Raw genomic sequence first — 26,260 nt, forward strand, 5'->3', positions numbered from 1 at the left:
GGGGGGGGGGGGGGGGGGGGCGGGGGGGGGGCGCCCCCCCCGGGCGAGCGGCCGCCCGGCCGCGGCGGCGTCACGACCAGCGGACCGCCGCCGCGTCGCTCCAGAGACCGAGCAGGTCCTGGTCGCCGATCGCCTTGGTCTCCGTGGCCCGCTCGGCGGACAGCCGGTTCCACAGCAGCGGGTAGAGCTCGTGGGCAGGGCCGGTGAGGGTCAGGTCGGCCGGCTCGGAGCTCTCGCCGGTGGTGACGACCGGCGGCTCCTGGGTGATGGTCAGTCGCCAGGAGCCGGCCCCGTCGGTGGCCCGGACCTGGAGGGTGCGCGGCCGGTCGCTGCGCAGCGCGGAGCGGCTGCGGGTCATGAAGCCGCTGACCAGCTCGTCGATGCCGTCCAGGGCGAGCGCGGTGTCCACGACCGGACCGGGCGTCCCGGCGGCGGCGTCGGCGTCATGGCGGTGGATGGAGGTCTCGTGCGCCTGGCGCCGGGCCCAGAACGCCAGCGGGCGGGGCGAGGGCAGGAAGGTCCAGCACTCCAGGTCGGCGGGCGCGGCGGTGAGCACGTCCACCAGGGCGGCGTGGCCCTCGCGGTACCAGTCGAGCAGTGCGGCGTCCGAGGGCATCGGCCCGACGGCGGCCTGCGCGTCCGCCTCGTCCGGCCGGGCCCGCAGGCCCTGGGAGGGAATGGTGGCGGCCCAGCGGTGGACGGAGCCGATGTGCCGCAGCAGGTCCGTCAGCCGCCACTCCGGGCAGGTCGGTACGGGGGCGGACAGCTCGGTGCGGGCTGCGGCCTCGGCGAGCCGGGTGCCTTCGAGGCGCAGCGCGTCGATGTGCTCGGTGATCTCCATGGGACGGAGTCTTCCACCGCGATCGGCCGCCGGTCGCGGACTTCGGACATTTCCTCGGACGCCTCCCGGCGATCGGGCGGACGCTACGGGCCGGTAACGTGAGCGCATGCCGATAACCCGTTCCCTCGTCTCAGCCGTCCGGACCGGTGGCCGCCGCGCCGCCGGACGCCTGGTCCACCGGGGCTGGCGCTGGGTGCAGCGGACCGGCGCGGTCACCAACCGCAACCCCGGCCCGTACCGGTTCGGCGAGCTGGGGGACGGCACGACGCTCAGCTTCCCGCTCGGGGCGGTGTTCAACGAGCAGTGGATCACCATCGGGCCGTTCTCGATCATCGGCGAGCGGGTCACCATCAGCGCCGGGTTCCTGCCCGGGCTCGACCTGGGGCCGGAGCCGATCGTGCGGATCGGCGGCGGCTGCGTGATCGGCCGGGACAGCCACATCGTCGGCCACCAGTCGATCGTCATCGGCGACGACGTGTGGACCGGGCCGGGCGTGTACATCAGCGACCAGGCGCACGAGTACCGGGACACCGAGCTGCCGATCGGCAAGCAGTGGCCGCGCAACGAACCGGTGGAGATCGGTGCGGGCAGCTGGATCGGCACCGGTTCGGTGATCCTGCCGGGGGCGCGGATCGGCCGCAACGTGGTGGTCGCGGCGGGGGCCGTGGTGCGCGGCGAGGTGCCCGACCACAGCGTGGTCGCCGGGGCGCCGGCCAAGGTGGTGCGCCGCTGGACCGAGGACGAGGGCTGGCAGCCGCCGCTGCGCCACGACGCTCCGCAGCCGGTGCCGGACGGCGTGACCGCGGAGCAGCTGCGCGCCCTGGTCGGCTGGGACCTGCGACTGCCGGGGGAGTCGGGCTGACGTCACCCGCGAAGGGGCCGGCGCCCTTCGCCGGTGCAGTGCCCTGAACTCGCGAGCGGCCTGAACTACCCCGCGAGGGAAGCCTGTTCGGCGGTACGGGCGGCGATGGCGGCGGTGATCCGCGGGACGTCGGCGGGGCGCGTCGGATCCAGACCGGTCAGCGCGGCGATCCGGCGCAGCCGGTAGTCGACGGTGTTCGGGTGCAGGTGCAGGGCGCTCGCGGTGTGCCGGCGGTTCAGGCCCCCGGCCAGGTGGGTGCGCAGGGTGATGAGCAACTCCCCGCTGTCGGCCAGCGGTTCGAGCAGTGCGGCGAGCCGGGAGCGGGCCTGGCCGGGCCGGGTGAGCTGATACTCCAGCAGGATGTCGTCCAACCGGTGCAGGCCCGGAGGCCGGCCGAACGCCCGGGCCACGTCCAGGACTTCATGGGCGAGGGCGGCCGCGCCGGGCACCTCGGCGGGGGCCGCGGAGGCCGCCCCGGCCAGTACGAGGGCGCCGGCCGCGCGGGCCGCCGCGGCGAGGGTGGCGGCGAGCAGCGGCCAGGGCGCCTCGTCGGGATCGTCCCCGTCCGGACCGGGTGACGGCCCGAACGGGACGAGCACCAGGCCGCCCGTGGGGGTGAGCGCGGTGAGTGCCGACTGCCGGGTGCGGTGGTCGAGTTCGGCCTCGAAGCGGCGGAGCTTGCGGCGGGCGGCGATGCCCGGGTCGATGCCGGGGGAGTGTTCGTCGGGGTGGTCGGCGACGGACAGGCAGAGCACGGCGTACCCCGTGGGCAGCCGGACCCCGGCGCGGCCGGCGGCCCCGTCGGCGGGGGTGCCCGCGAGGAGCGCGCCGAGCAGGGAGTGCCGGGTGGCGCCGCGCCGGTCGGTGGTCGGGTGCCGTCCGTCGAGGTAGCCCGCCCCGGCGGCGGTGGCGGCCCGGCGGAGCTGGTCGAGCAGCAGCCGGTTGAGAACGAGCAGGTCGGCGGCGTCGCCGTCCCGGGCGTGCCGGGTCACGAATTCCCAGCAGACCTCCAGGCCGAGGTGGTGGGCGAGCAGTACGGCGTCCAGCGGCAGGCCTTCCTCGGCGCGCCGGGCGGCGGCCTCCCGGACGGCGGTGAACTCCTCGGCGGGGGCGGGGGCCCCGGTCCGTACGGTGTGGGCGAGGGCGCGGATGCGGCGTTCGGTGTCCCGGGTCAGCTCGCCGGTGAGTTGCTCGCGGGGCATCCGGCGGTAGGCCGGCACCCGCTCCACCAGGGCGGCGACCACGGTCTCGGCCAGCTCCCGCGCGCCGCCGAGCAGTCGCTGGTCGGCCGGGAGCCCGCCGATCGCCGGGACGCGCCAGTCCGGCGGCCGGTCGGAGGTGTTCGGGGGCGGGCAGTGGGGTGCGTTGTGACCGGTCACAGAGAACACCGTCCAGGTCTGGGGAACGCCCAAGGGCCGGGCCGGAGGGGCGAACGCATGATGGAGCCCTCGGGTTACCTGTTGGTAACAAACTTCCGCTGTGGAGGCAACAGTTGAGAACCCCACTTCTCCGCTTCCCCGCAACTCCCGTGCGCGGCAGAGCCGGTGGCGCGCTGGGCGTCCTGCTTCTGGCGGGGGCGCTGCTGGTCGGGGCGACGGCGTCGCCGGCGGGCGCCGCCACGTCCCCTTCGGTACCGGCTGCCGCCGCCGTGACCGCAACGCCTGACGGATCCGCCGACCTGCCGCCCGACGGTGACACGGTGGCCTCACCGCCCGGCGCCAACGACTGGACCTGCCGGCCGAGCACCGCGCACCCCGACCCGGTCGTCCTGGTGCACGGCACCTTCGCCAACCGCTACGAGAACTGGCTGGCGCTCTCCCCGCTGCTGAAGAGCCTCGGGTACTGCGTCTTCGCCCTCGACTACGGGACCATCCCCGGCATCACCTCCAGCGGCAGCGGCCTGCTGCTGCCGATCGGCGGCCTCCGGCCGGTCCCGGAATCGGCGGCCCAACTCGCCCGGTTCGTGGACCTGGTGCGGAACGCGACCGGTGCCGCCAAGGTCGACATCGTCGGGCACTCCCAGGGCGGCATGATGCCGAACTACTACCTCAAGTTCCTCGGCGGCGCCTCCAAGGTCGGCAGGATGGTCGGGCTGGCACCGTCCAACCACGGCACGACGCTCGACGGGATCACCAGCCTGGTGCCGTACTTCCCGGGCGTCGCGGACCTGATCTTCACGGTCTGCCAGGCCTGCCGGGACCAGGCGGTGGGTTCCGACTTCAACAAGGTGATGGCCTCCCGGCCGGACACCGTGCCGGGAGTGAGCTACACCGTGGTCTCGACGGTCCTCGACGAGGTCGTCACCCCGTGGCGGACCCAGTTCCTGAGCGGCCCGGGCGTCGACAACGAGGTGGTGCAGGGGCACTGCCCGGTCTCGCTGGTGGAACACGTCGGGATCGCGTTCTCGCCGACGGCGCTGCACCTGGTGACCAACGCCCTGGACCCGGCGCACGCCACGCCGGTGTTCTGCGGGTGAGTCCGACGGCGGGCCGGTGAGGGCGCTCCTGCCTCCGGGTGTTCCGGGAGGCAGGAGCGCCGTTCCGTGCGGGTGTGCGGGTGTGCGGGTGTGCGGGGGCGGCGGCTGCCGACGCGTCGGCCCGTCCGCCCGCCGGCCTGCCCGCTGTCAGGGGGTGGTGCGGAAGCCGACGACGGCGGTGGTGCCGTTCGGGTGCAGCGTGTACGTGCCCGGGGTGTGGAGCAACGCGGCGTCGTAGCGGGTGAGTTCGACACCGCCGACGGAGGCCGTGCCGGCGAGGCAGACCAGGAGGCCGGTGCCTGCGACCGGGACGTCGACCGAGGTGGCCGTGGTGGTCAGCTCCACCGTGGCCTCGACCCGCCCGCGGCGCGTCATCACATTGAAGTCCACCACCGGGCCGGCCAGCAGGCGGCAGTCGGTGGTGGCGTCGCCGGAGAAGGCGAACGGCCGGAACGGCGCGTCGACCAGCCGCTCGGTGCCGTCGACGGTGAGTGCCATGCCGGGGCCCTCGACCAGGGTGATCACCCGGTCGATCCCGGGAAACGGGGAGAACGGCCCGGCCGAGGCGACGTCCGCGAGGCTGACCCGCCAGTCGAAGGCGTCCAGCCCGGCTCCGGTGGGGAATCCGGCGACCTCCCTGGTCACGCCGCCGCCGTTGAGCCACGCCGTCGCCGGGCGCTCGCTCGCCCGCAGTACCTGGAAGCCTTCGCTGCTCGTCATGGCCCCGCATCCTGTCACACGGCGGACGGCGGACGGCGGACGGCGGACAGCGGACAGCGGGCGGCGGACAGCGGATGACAGATGACAGATTTCATCATCTGTCATCCGTCATCTGTCGGTTGTCGGCTGTCACCTGTCGGCTGTCACCCGCCGCCCGACCGACAGCGGCAGGAGCGCCGCCACCGTGGCCGCGAGCGTCACGGTGGTGAGGGCCAGCGGCAGTCCGGCGGCGTCGGCGAGGAAACCGATCACCACCGGGCCGATCAGCATCCCTCCGTAGCCGAGCGAGGAGGCGAACGCGACGCCCTGCGGCCCACCGGCCTCGCCGGCCCGGGCGATGGCGAGCGGGAAGAGGTTGGCCAGGCCGAGGCCGACCAGGACGAAGCCGCAGATCGCGACCGGCACCACCGGTGCCAGGGCGGCGATCAGCATGCCGACGGCCGCCGTCAGCCCACCGAGCAGCATCAGCCGGTTCTGGCCGAGCCTGATGGACAGCCAGGTGCCCCCGACGCGCCCGCCGGCCATCGCGAATGCGTACGCGCCGTAGCCGGTGGCGGCCACCGCGGAGCTCGCACGGACGTCGTCGGTGAGGTGGAGCGTGGCCCAGTCGGCGACCGCGCCCTCGCCGTACGCGGTGCAGAGCGCGGTGAGGCCGAGCAGCAGGACGAGCAGTCGGGTGCGGGTGCGGACCGAGCCGGCATCCGCCGTCGCGATTCCGGACGGCTCCGCGGCGCGGCCCGTACGGCCCGCACGATCCGTACGGCCCGCATGATTCGGTGCGACGGCTGCCGCCGCCGGGCTGCGCAGCAGGACGATTCCCGCGCCGACCGTGACGGCCATGCCCAGCGCGGCGCTGAGGGCGAGCGCCCACGCGGTGCTCAACGGGCCGGCGAGGAGTCCGCTGACCCCGGTGCCGGCCAGCCCGCCGAAGCTGTACCCGGCGTGGAAGCTGGGCATCACGGGCCGCCGCAGCTGCGCGACCAGGTCGACGGCGGCGCTGTTCATCGCGACGTTGGCCCCGCCGTACCCCGCGCCGAACAGCAGCAGCACCCCGCCGAGCGCGGTGACCGAGTGGGCGTGGGCGGGCAGCAGGACGGCGAGGCTGAGCAGGGCGAGCGAGCCGACGGTGACCGGGCGCGAGCCGTACCGCAGGCAGAGCCGGCCGATCATCGGCATGGTGAGGACGGCGCCGATGGAGAGGCAGAGCAGGGCGAGCCCGAGGGCGCTGTGCGAGGCGCCGACCTGCCTGCGGATGTCGGGGATGCGGACGACCCAGGCGGCGAAGAGGAAGCCGTCGATGGCGAAGAACGCGGTGAGGGCGACACGTGCGGCCCCCCAGGGGCTGTCGGCCGCCGGGGGTGTGCTGCGAGACTGGGAGGAGGGATGATGGTTCGGGCGCGCGAGTGGACCGATTTTGTTTCGAAGCGACACAAAGTCACAATAGGGGCGTGCAGCTCTCACCATCAAGCCCGAGGCCCGGTACCGGAACCGACTCCGACGCGCAGCGCGACAGTCACCGCCGCGCCGCGCCCGACCGGGGCCGGACGCTGCTGGGTCCTGCGCTCTCCCTGATTCACACGGGCCAGACGCCGACCCGCTCGGCGCTCACCCGAGCACTGGACGTCACCCGGGCCACGGCCGGCGCGGTCACCGCCGAACTGGAGGCGCTCGGCCTGATCACCGTCGACTCGCGCCCGGCGGGCGGGGGCCGCGGCCGCCCCTCGCACCGGCTCGCGATCGACCCGCAGGGCCCGGTCGTGGTCGCCGGGCAGATCCACGCCGACGGACTGAGCGTCACCCTGGCCGGCCTCGGCGGACTGCTCGACCCGCCCGTCCATCTGCCGCTGCCCGCCGCCACCGACCCGGTCCGGATGCTGCGCGCCGTCGCCGTGGCGGGCGCCGAGCTGGCCCGCGCGACCGACCGTCGCTGTCTGGGTGCGGCCCTCGCGCTGCCCAACCCGGTCACCGAGCCGGACGGCGCCGCCCTCGCCGCGCTGCACTTCGCCTGGCCCAGCGGCACCCCGGTCGCCGACCTGTACGACGTCGAGGTCGGACGCGCCGACCACGGTCCCAGGGCGATGCGCCCGCTGCCCACCGCGATCGCCAACGATGCCAACCTGGCCGCGCTCGCCGAGTACCGGCACGGTGCCGGCCGAGGCGCCCGCCACCTGCTCTTCGTCACGTCCGGCCACCGCGGCGTCGGTGGTGCGCTGGTCATCGACGGCCACCTGCACACCGGCAGCGCCGGCCTGGCCCTGGAGGTCGGCCACCTCACCGTCGACCCGCAGGGCCGGCCGTGCAAGTGCGGCAACCGGGGCTGCCTCAACTCCGAGACCGACCCCGACGCGCTGTTCGCCGCCGCCGGACTCACCCCGGAACCGGGGCGCCCGCTGCTCGACCAGGCGCGCGAGCTGTGCCGGGCGGCCGCGACGGACGACCGGGCGCGGGCGGCGGTGGAGCACGTCATCGACCGGCTCGGGCTCGGCCTGGCGGGCGTCGCCAACATCCTCAACCCCGACCGGGTGGTCCTCAGCGGGCTGCACCTCCACCTGCTGGACGCCGCGCCGGACCGGCTGCGGTCGGTGGTCGCCGAGCGCAGCCTGTGGGGGCGCAGCGGCCGGGTGCCGATCGTCGGCGCGGAGCTGGCGCACGGCGCGCTCGCGGGCGCGGCCGAGCTGGGCTGGGGGCCGTACCTGGCGGATCCGCAGTCGGTGCCGGTTCTGCCCTGACGGTAAATAGAGGGCAGTAGAGGGCAGTAGAGGGCGCTGAGGCGATCAGGGCGGTGGAGGCGATAAGCGGAAGCTGGGACTGCGAAAACGGTCACTTATCGTGACTCTCATACACTCGTAGTGAGCAGTGGGGGGCCACTACGAGGGAGACAGCGACCATGAACACCCAGCGCGGCACCCAGCCCGGTATCGAGCCGACCGTCGACGTCGACCGCTCCGACCCGGAGTACCGCGCCTGGCTCAAGGAGGCGGTGCGCAAGGTCCAGGCCGACGCCAACCGCTCCGCCGACACCCACCTGCTGCGCTTCCCGCTGCCCGCCCAGTGGGGGATCGACCTCTACCTCAAGGACGAGTCCACCCACCCGACCGGCTCGCTCAAGCACCGCCTGGCCCGCTCACTCTTCCTCTACGGGCTCTGCAACGGCTGGATCCGGCCCGGCAAGCCGGTGATCGAGGCCTCCAGCGGCTCCACCGCCGTCTCCGAGGCGTACTTCGCCCAGCTCATCGGCGTGCCGTTCATCGCCGTGATGGCCAAGAGCACCAGCCAGGCCAAGATCGACCTGATTCAGTTCCACGGCGGCGAGTGCCACCTGGTCGACCGTTCGGACGAGGTGTACGAGGTCTCCGCCCGGCTCGCCGAGGAGACCGGTGGGCACTACATGGACCAGTTCACCTATGCCGAGCGGGCCACCGACTGGCGCGGCAACAACAACATCGCCGAGTCGGTCTTCGCCCAGCTGCGCCTGGAGCCGCACCCCGAGCCAGCCTGGATCGTGGCCACCGCCGGTACCGGTGGCACCTCGGCGACCATCGCCCGGTTCGTCCACTACATGCAGTACGACACCCGGATCTGCGTCGCGGACCCGGAGAACTCCTGCTTCTTCGACGGCTGGGTGCACCACGACCCGGACGCCGTCTGCGAGAGCGGTTCGCGGATCGAAGGCATCGGGCGGCCGCGGATGGAGCCGAGCTTCGTCCCGGGGGCGATCGACCGGATGATGAGGGTGCCGGACGCCGCGTCGATCGCCGCCGTACGGGTGCTGGAGCAGGTGCTCGGCAAGAAGGCGGGGGCCTCCACCGGGACGGGCCTGTGGAGTGCGCTGCGGATCGTCGCCGAGATGCGGGCGGACGGGCGGACGGGCAGTGTGGTCGGCCTGATCTGCGACCCGGGGGACCGCTACCTGGACAAGTACTACTCCGACGACTGGCTGGCGGGCGAGCGGATCGACATCGCGCCGTACCGGGCGGCGCTGGAGTCCTTCCTCGCGGGCGGTGCCTGGGTGGGCTGAGCCCGGCGAGCGGACAGTCGAGGGCCGACGGATGACAGCTGTCAGCTGACAGATTTCATCATCTGTTATCTGACATCTGTTGTCTGTTCGCCCTCGGCTGTTCGCCCTCGCCTGTCCGCCTGAGGCCCGAGGCCGTCACCGCCGGATGACCGCCCGGCCGCCTGCGAGGTCGATCCCCGTACGCTTCGGTGCGCCGTCGTGCTCGTCGTCCCGCAGCACCAGTTCGACCCGCCGCTGCTCCAACTGCACCCGCTTGCCCGGGTAGAGCAGCGCATGCAGCTCCTCCGTGGCGGTCGCACCCGCACCGCGTCCGCCGCCCGCTTCCGCCGTCGGACGGGCGCGCAGCCGCCGCACCACCGCGCCCAGGAAGAACACCACGACCAGTCCGGCCGGCAGCAGCAACCCGCCCGCTGCGCCCGTCAGCAGCACACCCATGTCCGCCTCAACGGCCCGGTACGGCCGACGAGTTCCCCTGTCGCGACGCTGCCTGCCTGCTCCCTGCTCCCTGCTCCCCGCTCCCAGCCGCCGCCGCTACGGCAGCGGCGCGGCCGGCAGGTCGGCCGGGACGAGCAGCTGGAGTTCCTCCGTGGACGGGTTCGTGAGATGGGCGATCCGCACCGCGTGCCGCTCGACCATGGTCTCGAAGACCTGCCGTGCGGTGCGCCCGTTGCCGAAGGTGGGCCCGCGCTCCAGCCCGCCGAAGTGTTCCAGCAGCGACTTCTCCGTGTCCTCGGAGAGCGCGTACTCGTGCTCGGCGCACTGTGCCCTGGCGATCTCCAGCAGTTCGTCCGCCGTGTAGTCGGGGAAGCCGATGGTGCGGGAGAAGCGGGAGGAGACACCGGGGTTGGCGGAGAGGAAGCGCTCCATCTCGGCGGTGTAGCCCGCCACGATGACGACCACCTCGTCCCGGTGGTCCTCCATCAGCTTGACCAGGGTGTCGATCGCCTCGCGCCCGAAGTCCCGTGCCCCGTCCTCGGGTGCGAGCGCGTACGCCTCGTCGATGAAGAGCACCCCGCCGCGTGCCCGGTCGAAGGCGGCCGCGGTGCGGATCGCGGTGGAGCCGATGTGCTCGCCGACCAGGTCCACTCGGGCCACCTCGACCAGGTGCCCGCGCTGGAGCACCCCGAGCGAGGCGAGGATCTCGCCGTAGAGCCGGGCGACGGTGGTCTTGCCGGTGCCCGGTGCCCCGGTGAAGACCAGGTGCCGGCGCAGCGAGGGCGCCTTGAGTCCGGCCTGGCGGCGGCGACGGCCGACCGAGATCAGGTCGATCAGCGTGCGCACCTCCTGCTTCACCGTGGCCAGTCCGACCAGGGAGTCCAGCTCGGCGAGCGCTTCCTCGGCCGGCCGGCAGTCCGGGATCGGCGAGATGGCCCCCGAGCCGCCTGCGGGCGGTGCCAACGCCGGTGCCACTGAGGCCAGTTGGGCCGCGCGCGGCGCCGGTACGTCGGGGGACCCGAAGGACGAGCCCAGCCCCGGCCCGCGCCCGGACGCCGGTCCGGACCCGCGCCCGGGCCCCGGTCCCGCACCGCCACCGGGGGCGGCGGGGGCGGCCGGTACCGGAGCGGCCGCGACGTCGTCCGAGATGCACCCCTCCGTGACCGGTCCCGGTTCGGAGAACTCGAACCCGGTCCGCTGGTTGTGCTCCGCCCGGCACCGGATGAGCTGGGTCCGGCAGCCGTCGATGATGTGGAAGCCGAAGCCCTTGCCCTGGGAGACCCGGCAGTCCTCGAAGGTGCCCCGCCCCTGCGCCGAGACGTACACCCCGGCGTCCGTGCTGGCCCGTACGGTGCAGTCGCGCAGCACCGGGTCGGCGCCCTTGGTGACGATCACGCCGGTGGCCACGTCGGAGATCTCGCAGTCGGTGAGGAGTCCGCCGCTGCCGTGGTCGCGGAACCAGAGCCCGGTGCCCGCCTCCTGCACCCGGCAGGAGGCGAGGGAGACGGTGGCGCCGCCGCTGACCGAGACCGCCGAACTGCGGATCCGGCTGAACGAGCAGCCCTCGGCGGTGGCGGCGGAGTCCCGGTCGAGGACGAACAGGGCGTCCGGCAGGTCGTGCAGCGAGCAGTCGGTGAGGGTCAGCCGGGCACCGTCGCTGACCCACAGTGCCGGGTACTCGCCGGTCGAGCTGTGGATCTGGCAGGACTCGGCGACGGCCTCGGTGCCCTGGTCCCAGACCGACAGCGCCCCGCGCCCGAAGTCCCGGACGGTGCTGTTCGCGAGGCTCAGCCGGGCGCGTCCGCGCAGGTCGGCGCCGTTCTCCGGCAGGTCGTGCACCCGGCAGCCGGTGAGCACCAGTTCGGCCTCGCCGTCCAGGGTCAGGCCGTTGCCGGTGACCCGGTGGATCTCGCAGTCGACCAGCCGCCCGCCCGCCTGCGCCTCGGCCTGCACACCGCTGCCGCGGATCTCGTAGATCTCGCAGCCGGTCAGCTCGGCCGCGCTGCCGGGGTCGGAGAGCAGGACGCCGGCGCCGGAGGCGTGGTGGACGCGGCAGCGGTCCAGGGCCGCGGTGGCGCCGCCGAGGACCGCCAGTCCGGCCTGCCCGGCGGCGGCGACCTCGCAGTCCTCGAAGGCGGCGGCGGTGTCCGCGCCGCGCAGCCGCAGCCCGAGCCCGCCCGGGTTGGTGACGACGCAGCCGCGCAGGGTCGGCCGGGCGCCGTCGGTGATCTCGATCCCGGTGGCCGAGCGGGTCTCGATCCGGCAGCCGCTGAAGGCGGGTGTCGCCTCCGGCCCGGTGACCAGGACGGCGGGGGTAGAGCTGTCGCCGCCCTCGACGACCAGGTCGCGTACGGTCGCGGCGGCGGTCACGGTGAGCGCCACCCCGGAGGGCGGGTCGATCCGGACCGTCCCCGGACCCTGGGCCGGGACGAGCGTCACGGGCTTGTCCAGGAGCACGTTCTCCCGGAAGGTGCCCGGACGGACGGTCACGGTGTCGCCGGGTTCGGCGGCGGCCAGGGCCTCCGCGAGCGTGTCGTACTCTCCCGCGCGGCGACGCCAGCGGGATGCGCTGTCCTGGGTGACTCGGACCCTGTGCTCAGCCATGACGGTCTGTCGTCCCCACCTTCGTCGAGCCGGCGATCAACGGGCCGTACGCGCGGGGGTGCGCGGGCCGTCCGCCCACCGTAGCGCGCCCACGTGGGTGGTCCGGCCGCCCGCGGTCGCGCGGACACCGGTAGCGTTCAGCGCCGCCACAGGTTCCGACCACTTGTTTCAACGAGCGCGCACAGAGGTGGTTCCGCTCGGGTCGGCTCGCGAAGTCGCACGGGAGGTTGGAACGGGGGGTTGGAACGGGAGGCTGGAACGGCGGCCGGCGCGGGCGGTCGGCACGGGCGGGCGGCACGGCCCGCCCCGCGGAATCCCGGTGCCGCCCGCCCAGGCACCCACGCGCTCAGCGCCCGTCGGCAGGCCAGTGCGCCCCGTCCTCCAGCACCTCGACCTTGTCGCCCAGCCGCAGCGTGCCGAGCGCGTCGCCCTCGATGCCGGCCGGCCGCTCGGGGATCAGGTTCTGCCCGAACGCGGCCTTGCGCAGCAGCCGGTGGTGCCGGGCCAGGGTGCGCAGCGGTTCCTTGCCGCGCCGCTCGCCGGTCTCCTGGTCGGTGGTGGTGATCACGCAGCGGCCGCAGGGCTTGACCACCTTGAAGGTGACCGAGCCGATCCGGATCCTGCTCCAGGTGTCCTCGGCCCACGGTTCGGCGCCGCCGACCACCACGTTCGGGCGGAAACGTTCCATCGGCAGGGTCTCGTGGCCGTCCGGGTTCTCGGTGGCGATCAGCTCGTTGAGCCGGTCCAGGGAGGCGGTGGTGGTGAGCAGCAGCGGGAAGCCGTCGGCCATCGAGACGTTGTCGTCGGGCCGGCCGTACTCCGGGTCGACCGGCCGGGCGCGCGGGTCGTCCAGGTGCACCAGGCGGTAGTCGCCGAGGTGCTCGGCGATCCACTGGTGCGTCTCCTTGTCGGCCTCGGCGGCGTGGAATCGGGTGCCCCAGACCTCGACGTCGGCGAGCGGGTCGCCGGCCGCGACGGCGGGGGCGGTGACCTCGATCCGGGAGCCGTCCGGGGCGGTCAGGCCGAGGGCGCCTTCGGGCAGCAGTTCGGCGCGGACCTGTCCGAGGGCCGAGTTCTCACGCTGGCTGACGAACCGTCCGGTCGCGTCGGCGAGCATCCAGCGACGGTCTCCGGCCAGGCCCCACGGTTGGACCACGGCGGTGTCCGGGCTCAGGCGGTACATCGACTTGACGGGGTAGACGTGGAGTCCGGTGAGCTGCATTCCCCCATCCTGCCAGCCGGTCCCGGCCCGCAGGGAAGGACCCCGGATGCGCACGGACCGCCCGGACGCCGTGGGGGCGTGCCGGGCGGTCCGTGGATGACCCGTTTCTCCGTTCGCCCGGCGCACGGGGCGCCGGGTGGTGCTCAGGTGGTGCGGGTTCGGGCCGTGTGGGGGACGGCCTCGGGGCGGCAGTGGCTCAGTAGCCCTGGCCCTGCGGCTGGTAGCCGCCCTGGAACTGGCCGGGCTCGCCGTACGGGCCCGGGCGCTGCGGCTGCATCGGGCGGACCGGCGCGACCGGCGCCATGGCCGGGCGCAGCTGGGCGCCGCCGAAGGCCTGGTCGCCGCCCTGGCCCTGGAGGCCGGGGCCGCCGGCGCTCGGCCCGCCGAAGGACTGCTGGCCGCCGAAGCTCTGCGGACCGGCCGGCTGGCCCTGGCCGAAACCGCCCTGGCCGCCGGGCTGCTGCGCGCCGAAGGTCTGCTGACCGCCCTGGGCGCCGATGAAGGTGTTCTGGCCGCCGAAGCTCTGGCCGCCGGTCGGCTGGTAACCGCCGCCGGTGGCCTGGGCGAAGGCGGGGGCGCCGGGCTGCGGTCGCTGGTACGGCTGGGGGGAGCCGTAGCCGGGGACCGGCGGCTGGGGAGCGGCGTACGCCGGCGCGGGCTGCGCGGGGATGTACGCCGTGGCGGGGCCGGCGGAGGGACCGCTGCTCGGGCCGGGGCCCAGGGCGAGGCGGGCGGGCGGCAGCGCGGGGAGGTTGCTGCCGGCGTTCTCGTACCCGTTGCCGTAGCGGTTCTCGTAGGACTGGCCGGGGCCGGATCCGTAACCGGACGACAGTGCCGGCGGCAGGGCGGCCGGCACGTTGATGGGCGCGATCTGGGGGACGCCGCGCTCAGCCACGAGGCTGTCGTAGATCGGCGTGCCGGAGGAGAAGGACGGAGAGGGGTAGCCGACTCCGTCGTAGGAGCGGGGCGAGGTCATGGGCCATACGGTAAGCCCACAACGCGCCTGCTGAGGAGAGCGGGAGGGGGAGCAGTTCGAGTGTTTACACAGTCTTCGCTCGCACAAAGGTTTCGAAAGTAGGAAAGACGGACATTCCGGCGTCCGGTTCCGGACAACCTTGGCGCCCCGTCAGTGCTCGAACGGTCGCCGGACGGAGTCGCCGGAAGGCCTTGTGGTGACCGGCCGGTGGACGGTCGGGGGCCCTGCGGAGAAACTTTTTCCGGACAGGGCGTGCGCGGGCGCATTCGAGCCCCCGCCGTGGGGGCGGCGGAGGCTCGTGAATGTTTCGGGAATAAAATTCCCGTCAGTTCTCCGGGCGTTCGATTCAGGCCTGCGACCTGCCCGTGACCTGCGCCGTTGGCCCGGGGCTTCCCGATTCCGGCCCGGTGCCGGACGGGTGCCGGCGCGGCCGCGGCGGTCAGTGCGACTGCAGCGCCTGGGCCTGCGCGGGCAGGGCCGGCTTGCCGACCTCGGAGGTGCAGAAGGAGCACCGGGTCGCGGCGGCCGGGATCGGGCTCAGGCACTCCGGGCAGTCCACCTTCGAGGCCGGCGCGGGCCTGGCCGATTCGAAGCGGGCCTGGAGCTTGCCGACCGGCAGCACCACGGCGAAGTAGATGACGGCCGCGGTCAGCACGAACCCGATGACCGCGTTGACGAAGAGGCCGTACGGGAACCGGGTGCCGGCCACGTCGAAGGTCTTCTGGGTGAAGTCGCCGACGGCACCGGTCGCGACGCCGACCAGCGGGGTGAGGAAGGCGCTGACGAACCCGGTGACGACCGCGGTGAAGGCCGCGCCGATCACGATGCCGACCGCGAGGTCCACCACGTTTCCGCGCAGCAGGAAGCTGCGGAATCCCTTGAACACCGGGTGACTCCAAATCCGTACGAGGAAGGGGGAGATGGGGCGGCACGGCGGGTGCCGCCCCCGGCCGGACATCCTGCCGAGCGGCCCGGGTCGAGGTCCAACCGCGTTCACCCGAATCGGGTAACCGCCGCGGGGCCCGGCCCCGACCGGCCGGGCGGGGTGGGGGCGCTCCGCGTACCGGCCTTTCGGCGGCCGAACATCCGGCTCGACCGCGCTGCTCGAAAGCGCATGTGACACCGGCACGCGCCGAGCCGGGACGGCGCCGACCCGGCGCGACGGGGTGAACCGGAGCGCGGCAGGGGGCGAGGCGGGGCGCACAGTGGTCGCATCCGGCGCACGACGGCGGCCCCGTGGCGCACATCGGGTGTACAAGTGCGGGCGGATGGGCCACCATCAGGTTGCGCGAAGGGGATGTACCGGACGGAGCACTGTGCCAAGGTCGGTCCATGCCCGACCATTTGTCGGCCGATCCGGCCGGAAACCGTCCGCGTGTCCTGCATCTGATCAGCGACTCACGCCGTGGCGGCGCACAGAACTTCGCCCGTGACCTCCACCGGGAACTGGGCCGTCGGGGGCAGTCCTCCGCGCTGTGCGCCCTCGCCCCGCATCCGGCCGTCCACCCCTGCCCCGTCGAGTCGAGGCGGGACTGCGCGGATCCGGGTCCCGACTCCGGCTCCGGGGGCGGGGGTTCCGACTCCGCGGGCCGGGCACCTGACGCCGCCGGCCGGGCCCCCGACTCCGCCGACCGGGGCCCCGACTCCGCAGGCCGGGCCTCCGTGGACTGCTCCGCCGCCTCCGGGTTGCGCTCCGCCGCCGTGCTGGGCCCCGGGCGGCTGCACCCGAGCACCCTGCGGGCGCTGCGCGCCGCCGCGCGCGCCGCCGACGTGGTGCTCGCCCACGGCTCGGACACCCTGGCCGCCTGCGCCCTCGCCCTGGCCGGGACCCGTACGCCCTTCGTCTACGTCTCGGTCGGCCACCCGCGCTACTGGACCGCCAACCGGCTGCGCCGGGTGCGCGGCGGCGCGCTGATGCATCGCGCGGCCGCCGTCACCACCCTCACCGAGGAGGCGCGCGTCGTTCTGGAGGAACAGTTCCGGCTGCCCGAGGGCAAGGTTCACGTGATCCCCAACTCCCGTGCGGCCGAAAGCTATCCGCCCGCCGACGGCCGGGACGACCGGCGGGCCGCGCGGCACGCGCTGGGCCTGCCGGCCGACGTGCTGCTGGTCGCCTGGATCGGGGCGATAGCTCCGGAGAAGCGGCTCGACCTCGCCCTCGACGTGCTCGACCGGCTGCCCGACGTCCGGCTCGCCGTCGCCGGGGACGGGCCGCTGCGCGAGGCGCTGGCTCGCCACCCGGCCGCCGCCCGCGCCCACTTCCTCGGCCCGCTGTCCGACCCGGCCCCGCTCTACCGCGCCGCCGACGCGCTGCTGCTGACCAGTGACAGCGAGGGCGTGCCCGGCGCGCTGATCGAGGCGGCGCTGGCCGGGGTGCCCGCCGTGGCCACTGACGTCGGCTGGGTGCGCGAGGTGGTCCGGGACGGTGCGACCGGCGCGCTGGTCGCCCCCGGGGACCCGCTCGCCCTCGCCGAGGCGCTGGGCAAGGTGCTGGCGGTCAACCGGGCGGGCCTGGGGGCGGCGGCCCGGGCGCACGCGCTGGAGCACTTCGAGCTGGGTGCCGTCGTGGACGCCTGGCAGCACCTGGTCGCCGAGGTGTGGACGGCGGGCCCGGAGGCCGCCGGCTGACCCGCCGCGCATCCCGGTCCCGTGGGCCCGCCGCGCATCCCGGTCCCGTGGGCCCGCCGCGCATCCCGGTCCCGTGGGCCCGCCGCGCATCCCGGTCCCGTGGGCCCGCCGAGCACGTCGGTTCTGCTGGCCCTGTCGGGTGGTCCGTCCCGTCAACAGGCTCGGGCCCGGGTGCGCCGATCGAGCGAATCCGGCCCTGCCTGCGCCGCAGCAACCGGCCGGTAGTGAACCGTCGCCAGCACACTGCCCGGTGTGAACTCGAAGTCGCTGCTGCGGTCCACCGTCCTGCTCGCCGTCGCCGTCGGGATTGCCGCGTCCCCCGTCCAGGCCGGCGCGATGTCCCACCAACCCCCTGCCGAGGGTGTCAAGTTCGTCGAACTCGACCATCCGCAACCGGTGCGCGTGAGCGCCCGGACCGAGGCGGTCGAATTCTTCTGGTACGACTGCGGCCACTCCCAGGCGCTCGAACAGCCTTTGCAGGCCTGGGCGGAGAAGCACCGCGCCGATGTCGTGCTGCGCCGCGTCCCGGCCGTCTGGCCCGGCAGTCAGGACGAGGCCGTGCAACGCGGCCACGCCCGGCTGTACTACACGCTGGACCGGCTCGGCCTGGTCGGCCGCCTTCAGAGCAGCGTGTTCCGCGCCGTGCACAACGAGGGCCTCGACCTCACCACCGAGGCCACCGCCACCGACTGGGCCGTGCGCAACGGCGTCGACGCCCAGGCGTTCGGCCGGGCCTACCGCTCGGCCGCGGTGGGCCGGTCGGTCGACGAGGCCGCCGCCGCCTTCACCCGCTACGGCATCAACGAGCTGCCGACGGTCGTCGTCCAGGGCGAGTACCGCACCTCGCCGACCCAGGCCGGCGGGGTCGAGGCGATGCCCGAGGTGCTCGACCACCTGGTGCAGCAGGAGCGGCAGCACCGCCACTGAGCCGGCCCTCCCGGCCACGTCGGTGACATCGGATCAGCTCGCACATGTGCCTTGCCCGGCAAGTGGTTTGCCGGACAAGGACCTTGTCCGACCGTTCGGCTTGTCTAACCGTTCAGATGCTGTTTAATGGTTAACATGAGCGAGCTGACGATCCCGCACGTCCACCACCGCCACGTCGACGTCGACGGCCTGCGCGTCTTCTACCGCGAAACCGGCCCGGCCGACGCGCCCGTGCTCCTGCTGCTGCACGGCTTCCCGTCGTCCTCCCACCAGTACGCCCGGCTGCTCGACGCGCTCGGCACCCGCTACCGCCTGATAGCCCCCGACTACCCCGGCTTCGGCCACAGCGACAGCCCCGCGCCCGGCACCTTCACGTACCGCTTCGACAGCCTCGCCGAGGTGATCGAGGGGTTCTGCCTCGCCCTCGGCCTGGACCGCTTCGCGCTGTACGTCTTCGACTTCGGCGCCCCCGTCGGCCTGCGCCTGGCCACCCGGCACCCGGAGTGGATCACCGGCCTGGTGATCCAGAACGGCAACGCCTACGAGGAGGGACTCTCCGGCCAGGCGCGGGAGTTCATCGCCAACAAGCGCGGCGTGCCGGGCGCCGAGCAGGCCGCCCGCTCGATCCTCACCCTGGACGTCACCCGCGACCAGTACGAGGGCGGCACGGGCGACCCGAGCCTGATCGCCCCCGACGGCTGGACGCTCGACCAGCACTTCCTCGACCTGCCCGGCCGCAAGGACATCCAGGTCGAACTCGCCCTCGACTACTTCTCCAACGTCGAGCTCTACCCCGCCTGGCAGGCCTGGCTGCGCGCCGACCAGCCGCCCGCTCTGGTGCTCTGGGGCCTGGGCGATCCGTTCTTCACCGAGGCCGGCGCCCGCGCCTACCTGCGCGACCTGCCCGGGGCCGAGCTGCACCTGTTCGACACCGGGCACTTCGCCCTGGAGGAGAAGCTGCCCGAAATCGCCCCGCTGATCGACGACTTCCTCGCGCGGATCCCGAAGTAGCCGATCGCCCGGGCGGCGGGAACCCGGCCGCTCCGAACGCTCCAACGGGGCCGGAGGCTTCCGCGGCTTCGGCCGTCGCGGTCGCTCCGGTCGCTCCGGTCACTTCAGTTGCGTCAGCCGTCAGCCGTCAGCCGTCAGGCGTCAGTCGCGGCGCAGCAGGTACGTGACGAAGCCGAGCGTCCCCCGGTAGCCGTGCAGCCACTCGGTGCGGTGCCGGTTCGCGGCCTCGCGGGCGGCCGTGGCGTCCGGGTGGTCCGGGTGATCCAGTGCCCACTCGGCCAGCGAGCCCGTCCAGGAGAACTCGTAGTCGTCCCACTCGTGTTCGGAACTGACGTGACCGAACACCGGCGACCAGCCGTCCGCGAGGACCCGGTCGGTGGTCGTCGCCAGATCGGCGAAGTCCTCCCGGGCGGCGCCCAGCCCGTCCAGTGCCGGCTGCGACGGCTCGCGCTGCCAGAACCCTTCGCCGACCAGCAACCGGCCGCCCGGGGCCAGGAGTTCGCGGGCTGCGGCGAGCGTCGGCAGCAGACCGCCGAACGCGTGGGTGGCGCCGACGCACAGCACCAGGTCGAACGGCTCCCGCGAGGTGAACTCCCGTACGTCCACGTGGTGCAGGCCGATCCGGCGGACCACGCCGAGCGCGGTCGCGGTCTCCCGGGCCCGGGTCAGCGCGGCCGCGTCCAGATCCACGCCCACCGCCCGCCAGCCCGGGTGGGCGGCCAGCGTCCGGAGCAGCCAGACGCCCTCGCCGCAGCCCAGGTCCAGGGCCCGGCCCCGCTCCGTCCCGGCCGTGGCGCGATCCAGCAACCGGGCCACCGACTCGTCCGCCAGCGGGGCCGCGACCGGGTGGCGGGCATGGGCGAGGCGGGAGATCTGCTGACGGTCCATCCGAGCAGTATGGAACGGGTCGGCCCACCGCGCAGCGGGTTCGGCACAGGGACCTCTCAGGTTCGGGGGTACGTCCGGCCCTTCCACGCGGCGCCCCGGCCGCGCCAGTGCCGCACCGCCGAGTCGACCGTCATCAGCAGGTACAGCCCCGCGGTGAACGGCAACAGCAGCACGGCCGCGGCCGGCTGCCCGTAGTACCGGACCATCGGCAGGTACGTGCCCGCCATCAGCGCCCACGCCGCCCCGCCCGCGGCCGCCACCGGCGGCACCCCGCCCACCAGCCCGGCCACCGTCGCCACCGGCGGCACCAGATAGACCAGCGCCAGCCCCAGCACCGTCCCGAGCAGCAGCACGGGCGAGTGCCTGAGCTGGGCGTAGGCGCTGCGGGAGACCATCCGCCACAGCTGCTCCAGCCGCGGGTACGGGCGCACGCTGTCCACGTCGTCGGCCAGGCCCAGCCAGGTCCGGCCACCGGCGGACTTCACCGCCCGGGCCAGCGACACGTCGTCGATCACCGCGCCGCGGATCGCCGCCACCCCGCCCGCCCGCTCCAGCGCCTCGCGCCGCACCAGCGAGCAGCCGCCGGCAGCGGCCGCCGTCCGGGCACCGGGGCGGTTGCTCCGGCGGAACGGGTAAAGCTGGGCGAAGAAGTACACGAAGGCCGGCACGATCAGCCGCTCCCAGCCGGTCTCCACCCGCAGCCGGGCCATCTGCGACACCAGGTCCAGCCCGTTGCTCTCGGCGGCGGCCACCAGCTCGGCCAGCGAATCCGGGCCGTGCGCGATGTCGGCGTCCGTCAGCAGCAGGTACTCGACGTCCGGCCCGGCCAGCGCCACGCCGTGCCGCAGCGCCCACAGCTTGCCGGTCCAGCCCGGCGGCAGCGGGGGAGGGGTGGTGACGGTCAGCTCCAGCCCGTCGATCGTCCGCAGTTCCGCCGCCAGGGCACCGGTGCCGTCCGAACTGTGGTCGTCCACCAGGAACACCCGGGCCCGCCCCGGATACTTCTGCGCGAGCAGCGTCGGCAGGCTCGCCGGGAGCACCGGGGCCTCGTCCCGGGCCGGCACCACGACCGCCACCTGCGGCCAGCGGACCGGTGGGCGACGCGGCGGCAGCCGTACGTCCGTGCGCCAGAACGAACCGTGGCAGCACGCCAGCCAGAGCCAGACCAGCAGGGAGAACGCGGCGATCCACAGCAGGACGGTCACCCCGGCAGTCTGCCGCAGAACCGGGCCGGACGAGCGCATCGACTAAAGTCTTGACCCGTGAAGATCGCACTGATGGACTCCGGAATCGGCCTGCTGGCCGCCGCCGCCGCCCTTCGGAAGCTGCGCCCGGACGTGGATCTGGTGCTCTCTTCCAACCCGGCCTCGATGCCGTGGGGGCCGCGTACGCCGGAAGAGGTCACGGAGCTGGCCCTCGGCTGCTGCCGGGCCGCCGCCGCGCTCGAACCCGATGCGCTGGTGATCGCCTGCAACACCGCCTCCGTGCACGCGCTCGCCACCTTGCGGGCCGAGCTGGAGCCCGGGCTTCCGGTGATCGGCACCGTCCCGGCGATCAAGCCCGCTGCCGCACAGGGCGGCCGGGTCGCCATCTGGGCCACCCCGGCCACCACCGGCAGCGACTACCAGCGCGGGCTGATCCGTGACTTCGGCGGTTCGGCGGACGTCACCGAGGTCGCCTGCCCGGGCCTCGCGGACGCGGTCGAGCACGGCGACGACGAGGCCATCACCGCCGCCATCGCGGACGCCGCCGCCCGGACGCCGGTCGGGACCGACGTCATCGTGCTCGGCTGCACCCACTACGAACTCGTCGACGACCGCATCCGCGCCGCCGTCGCCCCGACCGCCTCGCCGGGGCTCACCCTGCACGGCTCCGCCGACGCCGTGGCCGCCCAGGCCCTCCGCCGCGTCGCCGACCCCACCCGGACGGGCGGCGGCACCCTCACCGTCCTCCACGCCGGCGCCCCCGCCAACCTCCCCCCGGTCGCCGCCCTCTACCCCCAGGGCAACGCCCTCGCCACCCTCATCGGCTGACCCCGGACGGAAGCCGGCCGCCCCGACCGACCGCCGCAGCGCGCGCAGGAAGTCGATCCGGTCGACTTCCTGCTCCGCGCTCGGGCTCCCCGGCTCCGCCGCCCCGAGGCTTGCCGATCGCCCACCCGAGCGGGTCCGGTGCGTGAGAAGTCGACTCGGCCGACTTCTCACGCACGACCCGCCTCGACGTCCCGGCACCACGCCCGGACACCACCACCGCGCACCACATCCCGCCGGCGCACCGAAAGTCGACCCCTCCGACTTCTCGCGCGGCGGCACCCGCCCCGACCTGCCGGGCCCCGCCCCTACATGGATCTACGCGCATAGAGTCGACTTCTCCCGATTCCTGGCGCGCGGGAGGTCGATCTGGTCGCCTTCTCGCTCCGTGTCCGGGTGCCACGGCTCCGTCGCCTCACCGCCCCGAGGCTTGTTGATCGCCCACCCGAGCGCGCCTGGTGCGTGAGAAGTCGATTCGGCCGACTTCTCACGCGGTGTTTCGCTTGGGTGGGCTTCACCTCTCCCAGCATGGCCGGCCGCAGGCCGGAGGGCTTTGGTGCGTGGATCTGCCGTGCGCAGGAAGTCGACCGGGCCGACTTCTCATGCCGAGCTCGCTCCATCTGCCGCGTTGAAGGCTGGTCCTTCCGGCTCCTGTGGGCGCAGCCGGCGCGCGGGAGGTCGATCTGGTCGACTTCCTGTGCCGTGTTCGGGTGCCTCGGCTTCGCGGCCTCGTAGTTGTGCGGCCTGCTGGTTGCCCGCCCGGGGCCCCTGCTGCGCAGGAAGTCGACCGGGCCGACTTCCTGCGCGGTGCCGCGGTGGCTGCGGCTCCGCTGCCGGGCGGCTTGAGGGCTTCTGATCGCCAGCCGAGGCCCTCCCGGTGCACGGGAAGTCGATATGGCCGACTTCTCATGCCGAGCTGCTGTGCGCGGGGCCGGCTTCGGGCGGCCTCTACGCGCATAGAATCGGGTCGTGCGTGGGGTGTCGGGCGCGGTGGGGTGTGGGGGAGTCGGGCTGGCCGGATTTTGGCGCGGGGCCATCTTTGGGCGTGCGGGAAGTTGGCGGGATCGGCATTCCTGGGGCGCGCGGCTTCGGCCGGGTGAGTGCGCGAGAAGTCGATCTGGTCGACTTCTCGCGCGGGGGTGACGGCCCGGACCGGCTCGTCGCTCACATGATCTTGGAATCGAAAAGTCGGCGCGGCCGATTTTCTGGTGCGGGGATTGCGGGAGGCCGGGCGGGGTGCGGCGGCCGTGCCTGGATGGCACTTCTGATGCGGCTCGCGCAGGAAGTCGGCCGCGCCGACTTCCTGCGCGCAGGTGGGGCCTACTGCCCCGTTAGGCGACGGCTTGACGGCGCCAGCGGCGGTAGGCGGGTTCCAGGCCGGACAGGATGGTGTCGAAGCGGCGGGTGCTGGTGGTGGAGTCGACCTGGAGGCGGCTGATCTGGAGGGGATGGGAGGGGAGCCGGGGGCCCAGGCGGTGGTCGGAGAGGAAGCCGAGGCGGTAGCCGAGCTCCTGCAGAACGGTTTCAGCACGGACGTCGTGGCCGCCGTCCGGGTAGGCGAAGGCGATCGGTGGTTCGCCCAGCCAGCGGGTGAGGGCCTCGTGGGCGCCGGTGATCTCGGTGCGCACGGTGTCGTCGTCGCAGCGCCCGAGGCACGGGTGCCCCTGGGTGTGGTTGCCGATGGCGACGCCCCCGTCCCGCAGGGCGAGCAGGTCGGCCGGGGTCAGCTGCTCCTGGCGGGGCGGCCGGCGGTCGGCGCTGACCCGCAGCTCGTGCAGGCTGCGCCGGCGGTCCGGGTCCGGCATGGCCTTGAGTCGCCGGAGCAGTTGGGACGGGTGTCCGCAGTCGAGCGAGCGGGCCCGGCCCCCGTGCCGGGCCAGGAAGTCGGCCTCGTGCCACCAGAACGGCCGCTCGGTGCCGATGAGCTCCGAGATGACGAACGCGGTGGCCGGAATGCCCCGGGCGTCGAGGGCCGGCAGGGCGTGGGTGAGCACGCTCCGGTCGGCGTCGTCGAAGGTGACCAGGACGCTCCTGGGCGGTAGCGGCCGCCGCTCGGTGACGGCCTGGAGGACCGCGCCGAGCGAGACGGGTGTCGCGAGCCGTTGGAGCCGGTCGAGCTGGGCGCCGAAGGAGTGGTGGTCGGTCACCCCGTGGTACGCGAGCACGGCAAGTCGCTGGGCGGCCAGGGCCCGGAACAGCGGCTGGACGGGGGCGAACCGCAGCCATTCGCCCCGAGCGTCCTGCTGTTCCGTGCCGCCGGCCGCCCGGTGACGGCCCCCGCCGTCCCGATGCCCGCCGTGACGGCCCCCGCCGTCCCGGTGTCCGGCATCCCGGTGCCCGCCGGGCCGAGGTTCGCGATGCCGAGGCTCGCTGTGTCGATGGTCGCCGTGAAGGAGCTCACTGCGCAGAAGCTCACTGTGCAGGAGTTCGCCGTGGAGCAGCCCGCCGTGCAGACGGTCGGTGGCCGGGCGGTCGGCGGGCCGGCCGATGTCGCGCCGGTCGGCGGGCCGTCCGGTGGGCGGGGGCAGCGCGCGCGGGCCGGGTGCCGGCCGGGCGCGGGCCGTGGAGATCGATGTACTGGACTGGGACTGCGGCACGGTTCCCCCTCGTTCGCCGAGCGGCGTGGCGGTACCGCCGGAGGACGGAGCCCGGCCTCCGACTCCAGGGGCGGCGGCTCCGCTCCTGGATATTCCTGTTCTCGGTGGGGGTTCACGCCCACCCTCGAACGGCTCCTGGATCACTCAATGCCATTGAGACCGCTGTACCGGACCGATGGTTGTACCGGGGGGACGAGGATTTTTCGTGGACTGATTGTGGAGCCGGAATGCCCGCGCCGACGTCTCGGACACACCTCGCGGCGATCTCGGTGAGCTCCTGACCAGCCCGGATTCTCCGGTAGCGGAGGGTGTTCGACCCTTCACTCCCTGCGGGCTGCCACTCGCCCCGCCCCGGGGTACCTTGGGCTCATGGCAGATGCGGACCGTGACCCCTTCCATCTCCACGGGGCCTCCCGAATGGCTCGCGCGTGCAGTGGCGGAGCGCTGGTCACCCACCAGCTCCCGCTGGCCGTGGTGGGCCTGGCCTGCCTGGTGCTCGGCATCGCCGTGGCCGTGTTCGTGCCGGACAGTGACGGGCCGGCCTGGGCGATGGCGGTGGCCGGCTGTCTGGCCGCCGGCGTCCTGCTGCTGGGCCGGATCGCCTTCGGCGTGTTCCGCGACCGTCGCCGCGCCGTGCTCTGACGGCTCCCGGCCGGGGTGCCGGCCGCGTGGCAGGCGGGTTCCGTCCGGGCGTCGCCCCCACCCGTTATGTCGATCGCTCTCGGCATTTCGAAACGGCAGATCGAGCGAAATTGGTCAGACCGACTGAATATCGTCCAGTCGGACAATCTTGGGTCCCCTTCTTTCACCATTTCCGGACAACGGCTTCATCCCGCGTCTACTGTGAATGCGTTCTTCCGGCTCGACTCGAAGCGCCGCGGAGGGGGAGCGATGGGCGGCAGACCGGATCGTGCCGTGGCCGCCTCATGAGACGCGCCGGCGACCTCGCCGTCGCCGCCCTGGCCGCGATCGTCGCGCTGCCGCTGGCCCTGCTGATCGCCGTTCTGCTCCGCTGCTCCGCCGACGGCCCGGTGCTCCAGCGGCGGACGCGGACCGGACGGCACGGCCACGAGTTCCAGATCCTGCGCTTCCGGACCGGCGGGGACGGCCGGCTCACCACCCTGTTGCGCCGCACCGGCCTGGACGAGCTGCCCCGGCTGTGGAACGTGGTGCGCGGCGAAATGGGGGTGATCGGTCCCCGGCCGGCCAGCCCCGTCCAGGTCGTGGGCTACTCCCGCCGGGAGCGCGGCCGCCTCGCGGTGCGGCCCGGCCTCACCGGCTGGGCCCAACTGCACGCCCTGGACCGGGGCCGGACGCCCCGCCCGCTCAGCCGTCCCGAGTGGGCCGAACTCGACCTCTGGTACGTCGAGCACCGCTCGCTCGGGCTCGACCTGCACATCCTCGGGCTCACCGTGCTCGCCCTGCTGCGGCCCGACACCGGCCGGGCGCACCGGGTCGCCCCGGAACCGCCCCGATAGGCTGCGGTTCATGGCCATTCCCCCTTTCCTCGCCGAACTCCGCGCCATCGTGGGTACCCGTCCGCTCTGGCTCAGCGCCGTCGTCGCCGTCGTGCTGGACGACCGCGACCGGGTGCTGCTGGCCCGCCGGGCCGACGACGGCCGGTGGGCGCCGGTCGGCGGCATCCTCGACCCGGGCGAGCAGCCCGCCGACGGCGTGGTGCGCGAGTGCGAGGAGGAGACCGGGGTGGTGGTCGTGCCCGAGCTGCTCGCCTCCGTCACGGTCTCGCCGCAGGTCACGTACCCGAACGGCGATGTGACGCAGTACCTGGTGCTGACTTTCCGCTGCCGCGCGGTCGGCGGCGAGGCGCGGGTGAACGACGACGAGTCGCTGGACGTCGGCTGGTTCGGGCTGGACGAGCTGCCGCCGATGATCGAGACCGAGCACGAACGGCTGCGCCACGCGCTGGAGTGCGAGGGGCCGGCGGTCTTCACCTGGGAGGGCAAGGAACGCCCCTGAGCCCGAGCGGCCCACCGGCCGTGCCCGTCGCGGCCGGGGCGCCCGCCA

Annotated in this window: 23 protein-coding genes; 11 read left to right on the plus strand and 12 right to left on the minus strand. The window is 73.9% G+C overall.

The window, feature by feature from the left end:
• Window positions 1-70: 70 nt before the first annotated feature.
• Entirely contained in the window at window positions 71-841 is a 771-nt protein-coding gene (locus ACFVUY_RS39165) for a maleylpyruvate isomerase family mycothiol-dependent enzyme (RefSeq protein ID WP_387736838.1), read from the minus strand.
• 106 nt (window positions 842-947) lie between these two features.
• Between ACFVUY_RS39165 and ACFVUY_RS39170 the strand changes: the two genes are divergently transcribed.
• The gene (locus ACFVUY_RS39170) at window positions 948-1,703 is read left to right on the plus strand and encodes a DapH/DapD/GlmU-related protein (RefSeq protein ID WP_359911850.1); all 756 of its coding nucleotides are present in this window, start codon (window positions 948-950) and stop codon (window positions 1,701-1,703) included.
• Window positions 1,704-1,768: 65 nt separating this feature from the next.
• On the opposite strand, the gene ACFVUY_RS39175 is transcribed toward ACFVUY_RS39170, so the two are convergent.
• Window positions 1,769-3,082, minus strand: a complete 1,314-nt coding sequence (locus ACFVUY_RS39175) for a PucR family transcriptional regulator (RefSeq protein ID WP_387736839.1) — start codon at window positions 3,080-3,082, stop codon at window positions 1,769-1,771.
• 203 nt (window positions 3,083-3,285) lie between these two features.
• Between ACFVUY_RS39175 and ACFVUY_RS39180 the strand changes: the two genes are divergently transcribed.
• A complete protein-coding gene (locus ACFVUY_RS39180) occupies window positions 3,286-4,179 on the plus strand; it encodes an esterase/lipase family protein (RefSeq protein ID WP_387736868.1) in 894 nt (297 codons plus the stop codon).
• Between the two features lie 147 nt (window positions 4,180-4,326).
• On the opposite strand, the gene ACFVUY_RS39185 is transcribed toward ACFVUY_RS39180, so the two are convergent.
• Window positions 4,327-4,899, minus strand: a complete 573-nt coding sequence (locus ACFVUY_RS39185) for a HutD family protein (RefSeq protein ID WP_387736840.1) — start codon at window positions 4,897-4,899, stop codon at window positions 4,327-4,329.
• A gap of 129 nt (window positions 4,900-5,028) precedes the next feature.
• The gene (locus tag ACFVUY_RS39190; protein WP_387694419.1) at window positions 5,029-6,330 is read right to left on the minus strand and encodes an MFS transporter; all 1,302 of its coding nucleotides are present in this window, start codon (window positions 6,328-6,330) and stop codon (window positions 5,029-5,031) included.
• A 17-nt stretch (window positions 6,331-6,347) separates the two neighbouring features.
• Between ACFVUY_RS39190 and ACFVUY_RS39195 the strand changes: the two genes are divergently transcribed.
• Window positions 6,348-7,628 carry an ROK family protein gene (locus tag ACFVUY_RS39195; protein WP_380353122.1) on the plus strand — a complete coding sequence of 427 codons (1,281 nt, stop codon included), beginning with the start codon at window positions 6,348-6,350 and terminating at the stop codon, window positions 7,626-7,628.
• A 158-nt stretch (window positions 7,629-7,786) separates the two neighbouring features.
• A complete protein-coding gene (locus ACFVUY_RS39200) occupies window positions 7,787-8,917 on the plus strand; it encodes a PLP-dependent cysteine synthase family protein (protein ID WP_387736841.1) in 1,131 nt (376 codons plus the stop codon).
• A gap of 135 nt (window positions 8,918-9,052) precedes the next feature.
• On the opposite strand, the gene ACFVUY_RS39205 is transcribed toward ACFVUY_RS39200, so the two are convergent.
• The 5 genes from ACFVUY_RS39205 to mscL all read right to left on the minus strand — a co-directional run bounded on the left by ACFVUY_RS39205 (window position 9,053) and on the right by mscL (window position 15,040).
• Window positions 9,053-9,352, minus strand: coding sequence for a DUF6191 domain-containing protein (locus ACFVUY_RS39205; RefSeq protein ID WP_359911835.1), 300 nt, complete (start codon window positions 9,350-9,352; stop codon window positions 9,053-9,055).
• A 96-nt stretch (window positions 9,353-9,448) separates the two neighbouring features.
• Entirely contained in the window at window positions 9,449-11,956 is a 2,508-nt protein-coding gene (locus tag ACFVUY_RS39210) for a right-handed parallel beta-helix repeat-containing protein (protein WP_387736842.1), read from the minus strand.
• Window positions 11,957-12,302: 346 nt separating this feature from the next.
• Window positions 12,303-13,178, minus strand: coding sequence for an MOSC domain-containing protein (locus ACFVUY_RS39215; RefSeq protein WP_387736843.1), 876 nt, complete (start codon window positions 13,176-13,178; stop codon window positions 12,303-12,305).
• Between the two features lie 196 nt (window positions 13,179-13,374).
• Window positions 13,375-14,154: a DUF6643 family protein gene (locus ACFVUY_RS39220; RefSeq protein ID WP_387736844.1), complete on the minus strand. Its 780-nt coding sequence runs from the start codon at window positions 14,152-14,154 to the stop codon at window positions 13,375-13,377.
• A gap of 439 nt (window positions 14,155-14,593) precedes the next feature.
• Window positions 14,594-15,040 carry a large conductance mechanosensitive channel protein MscL gene (gene mscL, locus ACFVUY_RS39225; RefSeq protein WP_387694424.1) on the minus strand — a complete coding sequence of 149 codons (447 nt, stop codon included), beginning with the start codon at window positions 15,038-15,040 and terminating at the stop codon, window positions 14,594-14,596.
• Between the two features lie 446 nt (window positions 15,041-15,486).
• Between mscL and ACFVUY_RS39230 the strand changes: the two genes are divergently transcribed.
• The 3 genes from ACFVUY_RS39230 to ACFVUY_RS39240 all read left to right on the plus strand — a co-directional run bounded on the left by ACFVUY_RS39230 (window position 15,487) and on the right by ACFVUY_RS39240 (window position 18,720).
• On the plus strand, window positions 15,487-16,782 hold the full coding sequence (locus ACFVUY_RS39230) for a glycosyltransferase (RefSeq protein WP_387736845.1): 1,296 nt from the start codon (window positions 15,487-15,489) through the stop codon (window positions 16,780-16,782).
• A 252-nt stretch (window positions 16,783-17,034) separates the two neighbouring features.
• On the plus strand, window positions 17,035-17,709 hold the full coding sequence (locus ACFVUY_RS39235) for a thiol:disulfide interchange protein DsbA/DsbL (protein ID WP_387736846.1): 675 nt from the start codon (window positions 17,035-17,037) through the stop codon (window positions 17,707-17,709).
• Between the two features lie 135 nt (window positions 17,710-17,844).
• Window positions 17,845-18,720 carry an alpha/beta fold hydrolase gene (locus ACFVUY_RS39240; RefSeq protein WP_387736847.1) on the plus strand — a complete coding sequence of 292 codons (876 nt, stop codon included), beginning with the start codon at window positions 17,845-17,847 and terminating at the stop codon, window positions 18,718-18,720.
• Between the two features lie 141 nt (window positions 18,721-18,861).
• Here the strand turns inward: ACFVUY_RS39240 and ACFVUY_RS39245 are convergent, their stop codons facing one another.
• Together ACFVUY_RS39245 and ACFVUY_RS39250 are read right to left on the minus strand one after the other, a co-directional pair.
• The gene (locus ACFVUY_RS39245; RefSeq protein ID WP_387736848.1) at window positions 18,862-19,608 is read right to left on the minus strand and encodes an SAM-dependent methyltransferase; all 747 of its coding nucleotides are present in this window, start codon (window positions 19,606-19,608) and stop codon (window positions 18,862-18,864) included.
• A 56-nt stretch (window positions 19,609-19,664) separates the two neighbouring features.
• Window positions 19,665-20,852, minus strand: a complete 1,188-nt coding sequence (locus ACFVUY_RS39250; protein ID WP_387694429.1) for a glycosyltransferase — start codon at window positions 20,850-20,852, stop codon at window positions 19,665-19,667.
• A gap of 18 nt (window positions 20,853-20,870) precedes the next feature.
• Between ACFVUY_RS39250 and ACFVUY_RS39255 the strand changes: the two genes are divergently transcribed.
• On the plus strand, window positions 20,871-21,641 hold the full coding sequence (locus tag ACFVUY_RS39255) for a glutamate racemase (RefSeq protein ID WP_380353138.1): 771 nt from the start codon (window positions 20,871-20,873) through the stop codon (window positions 21,639-21,641).
• Between the two features lie 1,328 nt (window positions 21,642-22,969).
• On the opposite strand, the gene ACFVUY_RS39260 is transcribed toward ACFVUY_RS39255, so the two are convergent.
• Window positions 22,970-24,235: a polysaccharide deacetylase family protein gene (locus ACFVUY_RS39260; RefSeq protein ID WP_387736849.1), complete on the minus strand. Its 1,266-nt coding sequence runs from the start codon at window positions 24,233-24,235 to the stop codon at window positions 22,970-22,972.
• A gap of 417 nt (window positions 24,236-24,652) precedes the next feature.
• Between ACFVUY_RS39260 and ACFVUY_RS39265 the strand changes: the two genes are divergently transcribed.
• The 3 genes from ACFVUY_RS39265 (at window position 24,653) to ACFVUY_RS39275 (ending at window position 26,212) form a co-directional block, all read left to right on the plus strand.
• Window positions 24,653-24,877, plus strand: a complete 225-nt coding sequence (locus ACFVUY_RS39265) for a hypothetical protein (RefSeq protein ID WP_359914598.1) — start codon at window positions 24,653-24,655, stop codon at window positions 24,875-24,877.
• A 284-nt stretch (window positions 24,878-25,161) separates the two neighbouring features.
• Window positions 25,162-25,713: a sugar transferase gene (locus ACFVUY_RS39270; RefSeq protein ID WP_387694431.1), complete on the plus strand. Its 552-nt coding sequence runs from the start codon at window positions 25,162-25,164 to the stop codon at window positions 25,711-25,713.
• A 10-nt stretch (window positions 25,714-25,723) separates the two neighbouring features.
• Window positions 25,724-26,212, plus strand: coding sequence for an NUDIX domain-containing protein (locus ACFVUY_RS39275; protein ID WP_359914604.1), 489 nt, complete (start codon window positions 25,724-25,726; stop codon window positions 26,210-26,212).
• Window positions 26,213-26,260 lie beyond the last annotated feature (48 nt).

The sequence above is a fragment of the Kitasatospora sp. NPDC058063 genome, assembly GCF_042885395.1.
GTDB lineage: Bacteria > Actinomycetota > Actinomycetes > Streptomycetales > Streptomycetaceae > Kitasatospora > Kitasatospora lactacystinica.

Bases quoted from the DNA above. Each gene is read 5' to 3' on its own strand.
- ACFVUY_RS39165 (WP_387736838.1), bottom strand. From the start codon at position 841: ATGGAGATCACCGAGCACATCGACGCGCTGCGCCTCGAAGGCACCCGG.
- ACFVUY_RS39170 (WP_359911850.1), top strand. From the start codon at position 948: ATGCCGATAACCCGTTCCCTCGTCTCAGCCGTCCGGACCGGTGGCCGC.
- ACFVUY_RS39185 (WP_387736840.1), bottom strand. From the start codon at position 4,899: ATGACGAGCAGCGAAGGCTTCCAGGTACTGCGGGCGAGCGAGCGCCCG.
- ACFVUY_RS39200 (WP_387736841.1), top strand. From the start codon at position 7,787: ATGAACACCCAGCGCGGCACCCAGCCCGGTATCGAGCCGACCGTCGAC.
- ACFVUY_RS39205 (WP_359911835.1), bottom strand. From the start codon at position 9,352: ATGGGTGTGCTGCTGACGGGCGCAGCGGGCGGGTTGCTGCTGCCGGCC.
- ACFVUY_RS39210 (WP_387736842.1), bottom strand. From the start codon at position 11,956: ATGGCTGAGCACAGGGTCCGAGTCACCCAGGACAGCGCATCCCGCTGG.
- ACFVUY_RS39215 (WP_387736843.1), bottom strand. From the start codon at position 13,178: ATGCAGCTCACCGGACTCCACGTCTACCCCGTCAAGTCGATGTACCGC.
- ACFVUY_RS39220 (WP_387736844.1), bottom strand. From the start codon at position 14,154: ATGACCTCGCCCCGCTCCTACGACGGAGTCGGCTACCCCTCTCCGTCC.
- ACFVUY_RS39230 (WP_387736845.1), top strand. From the start codon at position 15,487: ATGCCCGACCATTTGTCGGCCGATCCGGCCGGAAACCGTCCGCGTGTC.
- ACFVUY_RS39240 (WP_387736847.1), top strand. From the start codon at position 17,845: ATGAGCGAGCTGACGATCCCGCACGTCCACCACCGCCACGTCGACGTC.
- ACFVUY_RS39245 (WP_387736848.1), bottom strand. From the start codon at position 19,608: ATGGACCGTCAGCAGATCTCCCGCCTCGCCCATGCCCGCCACCCGGTC.
- ACFVUY_RS39250 (WP_387694429.1), bottom strand. From the start codon at position 20,852: ATGCGCTCGTCCGGCCCGGTTCTGCGGCAGACTGCCGGGGTGACCGTC.
- ACFVUY_RS39265 (WP_359914598.1), top strand. From the start codon at position 24,653: ATGGCTCGCGCGTGCAGTGGCGGAGCGCTGGTCACCCACCAGCTCCCG.
- ACFVUY_RS39270 (WP_387694431.1), top strand. From the start codon at position 25,162: ATGAGACGCGCCGGCGACCTCGCCGTCGCCGCCCTGGCCGCGATCGTC.
- ACFVUY_RS39275 (WP_359914604.1), top strand. From the start codon at position 25,724: ATGGCCATTCCCCCTTTCCTCGCCGAACTCCGCGCCATCGTGGGTACC.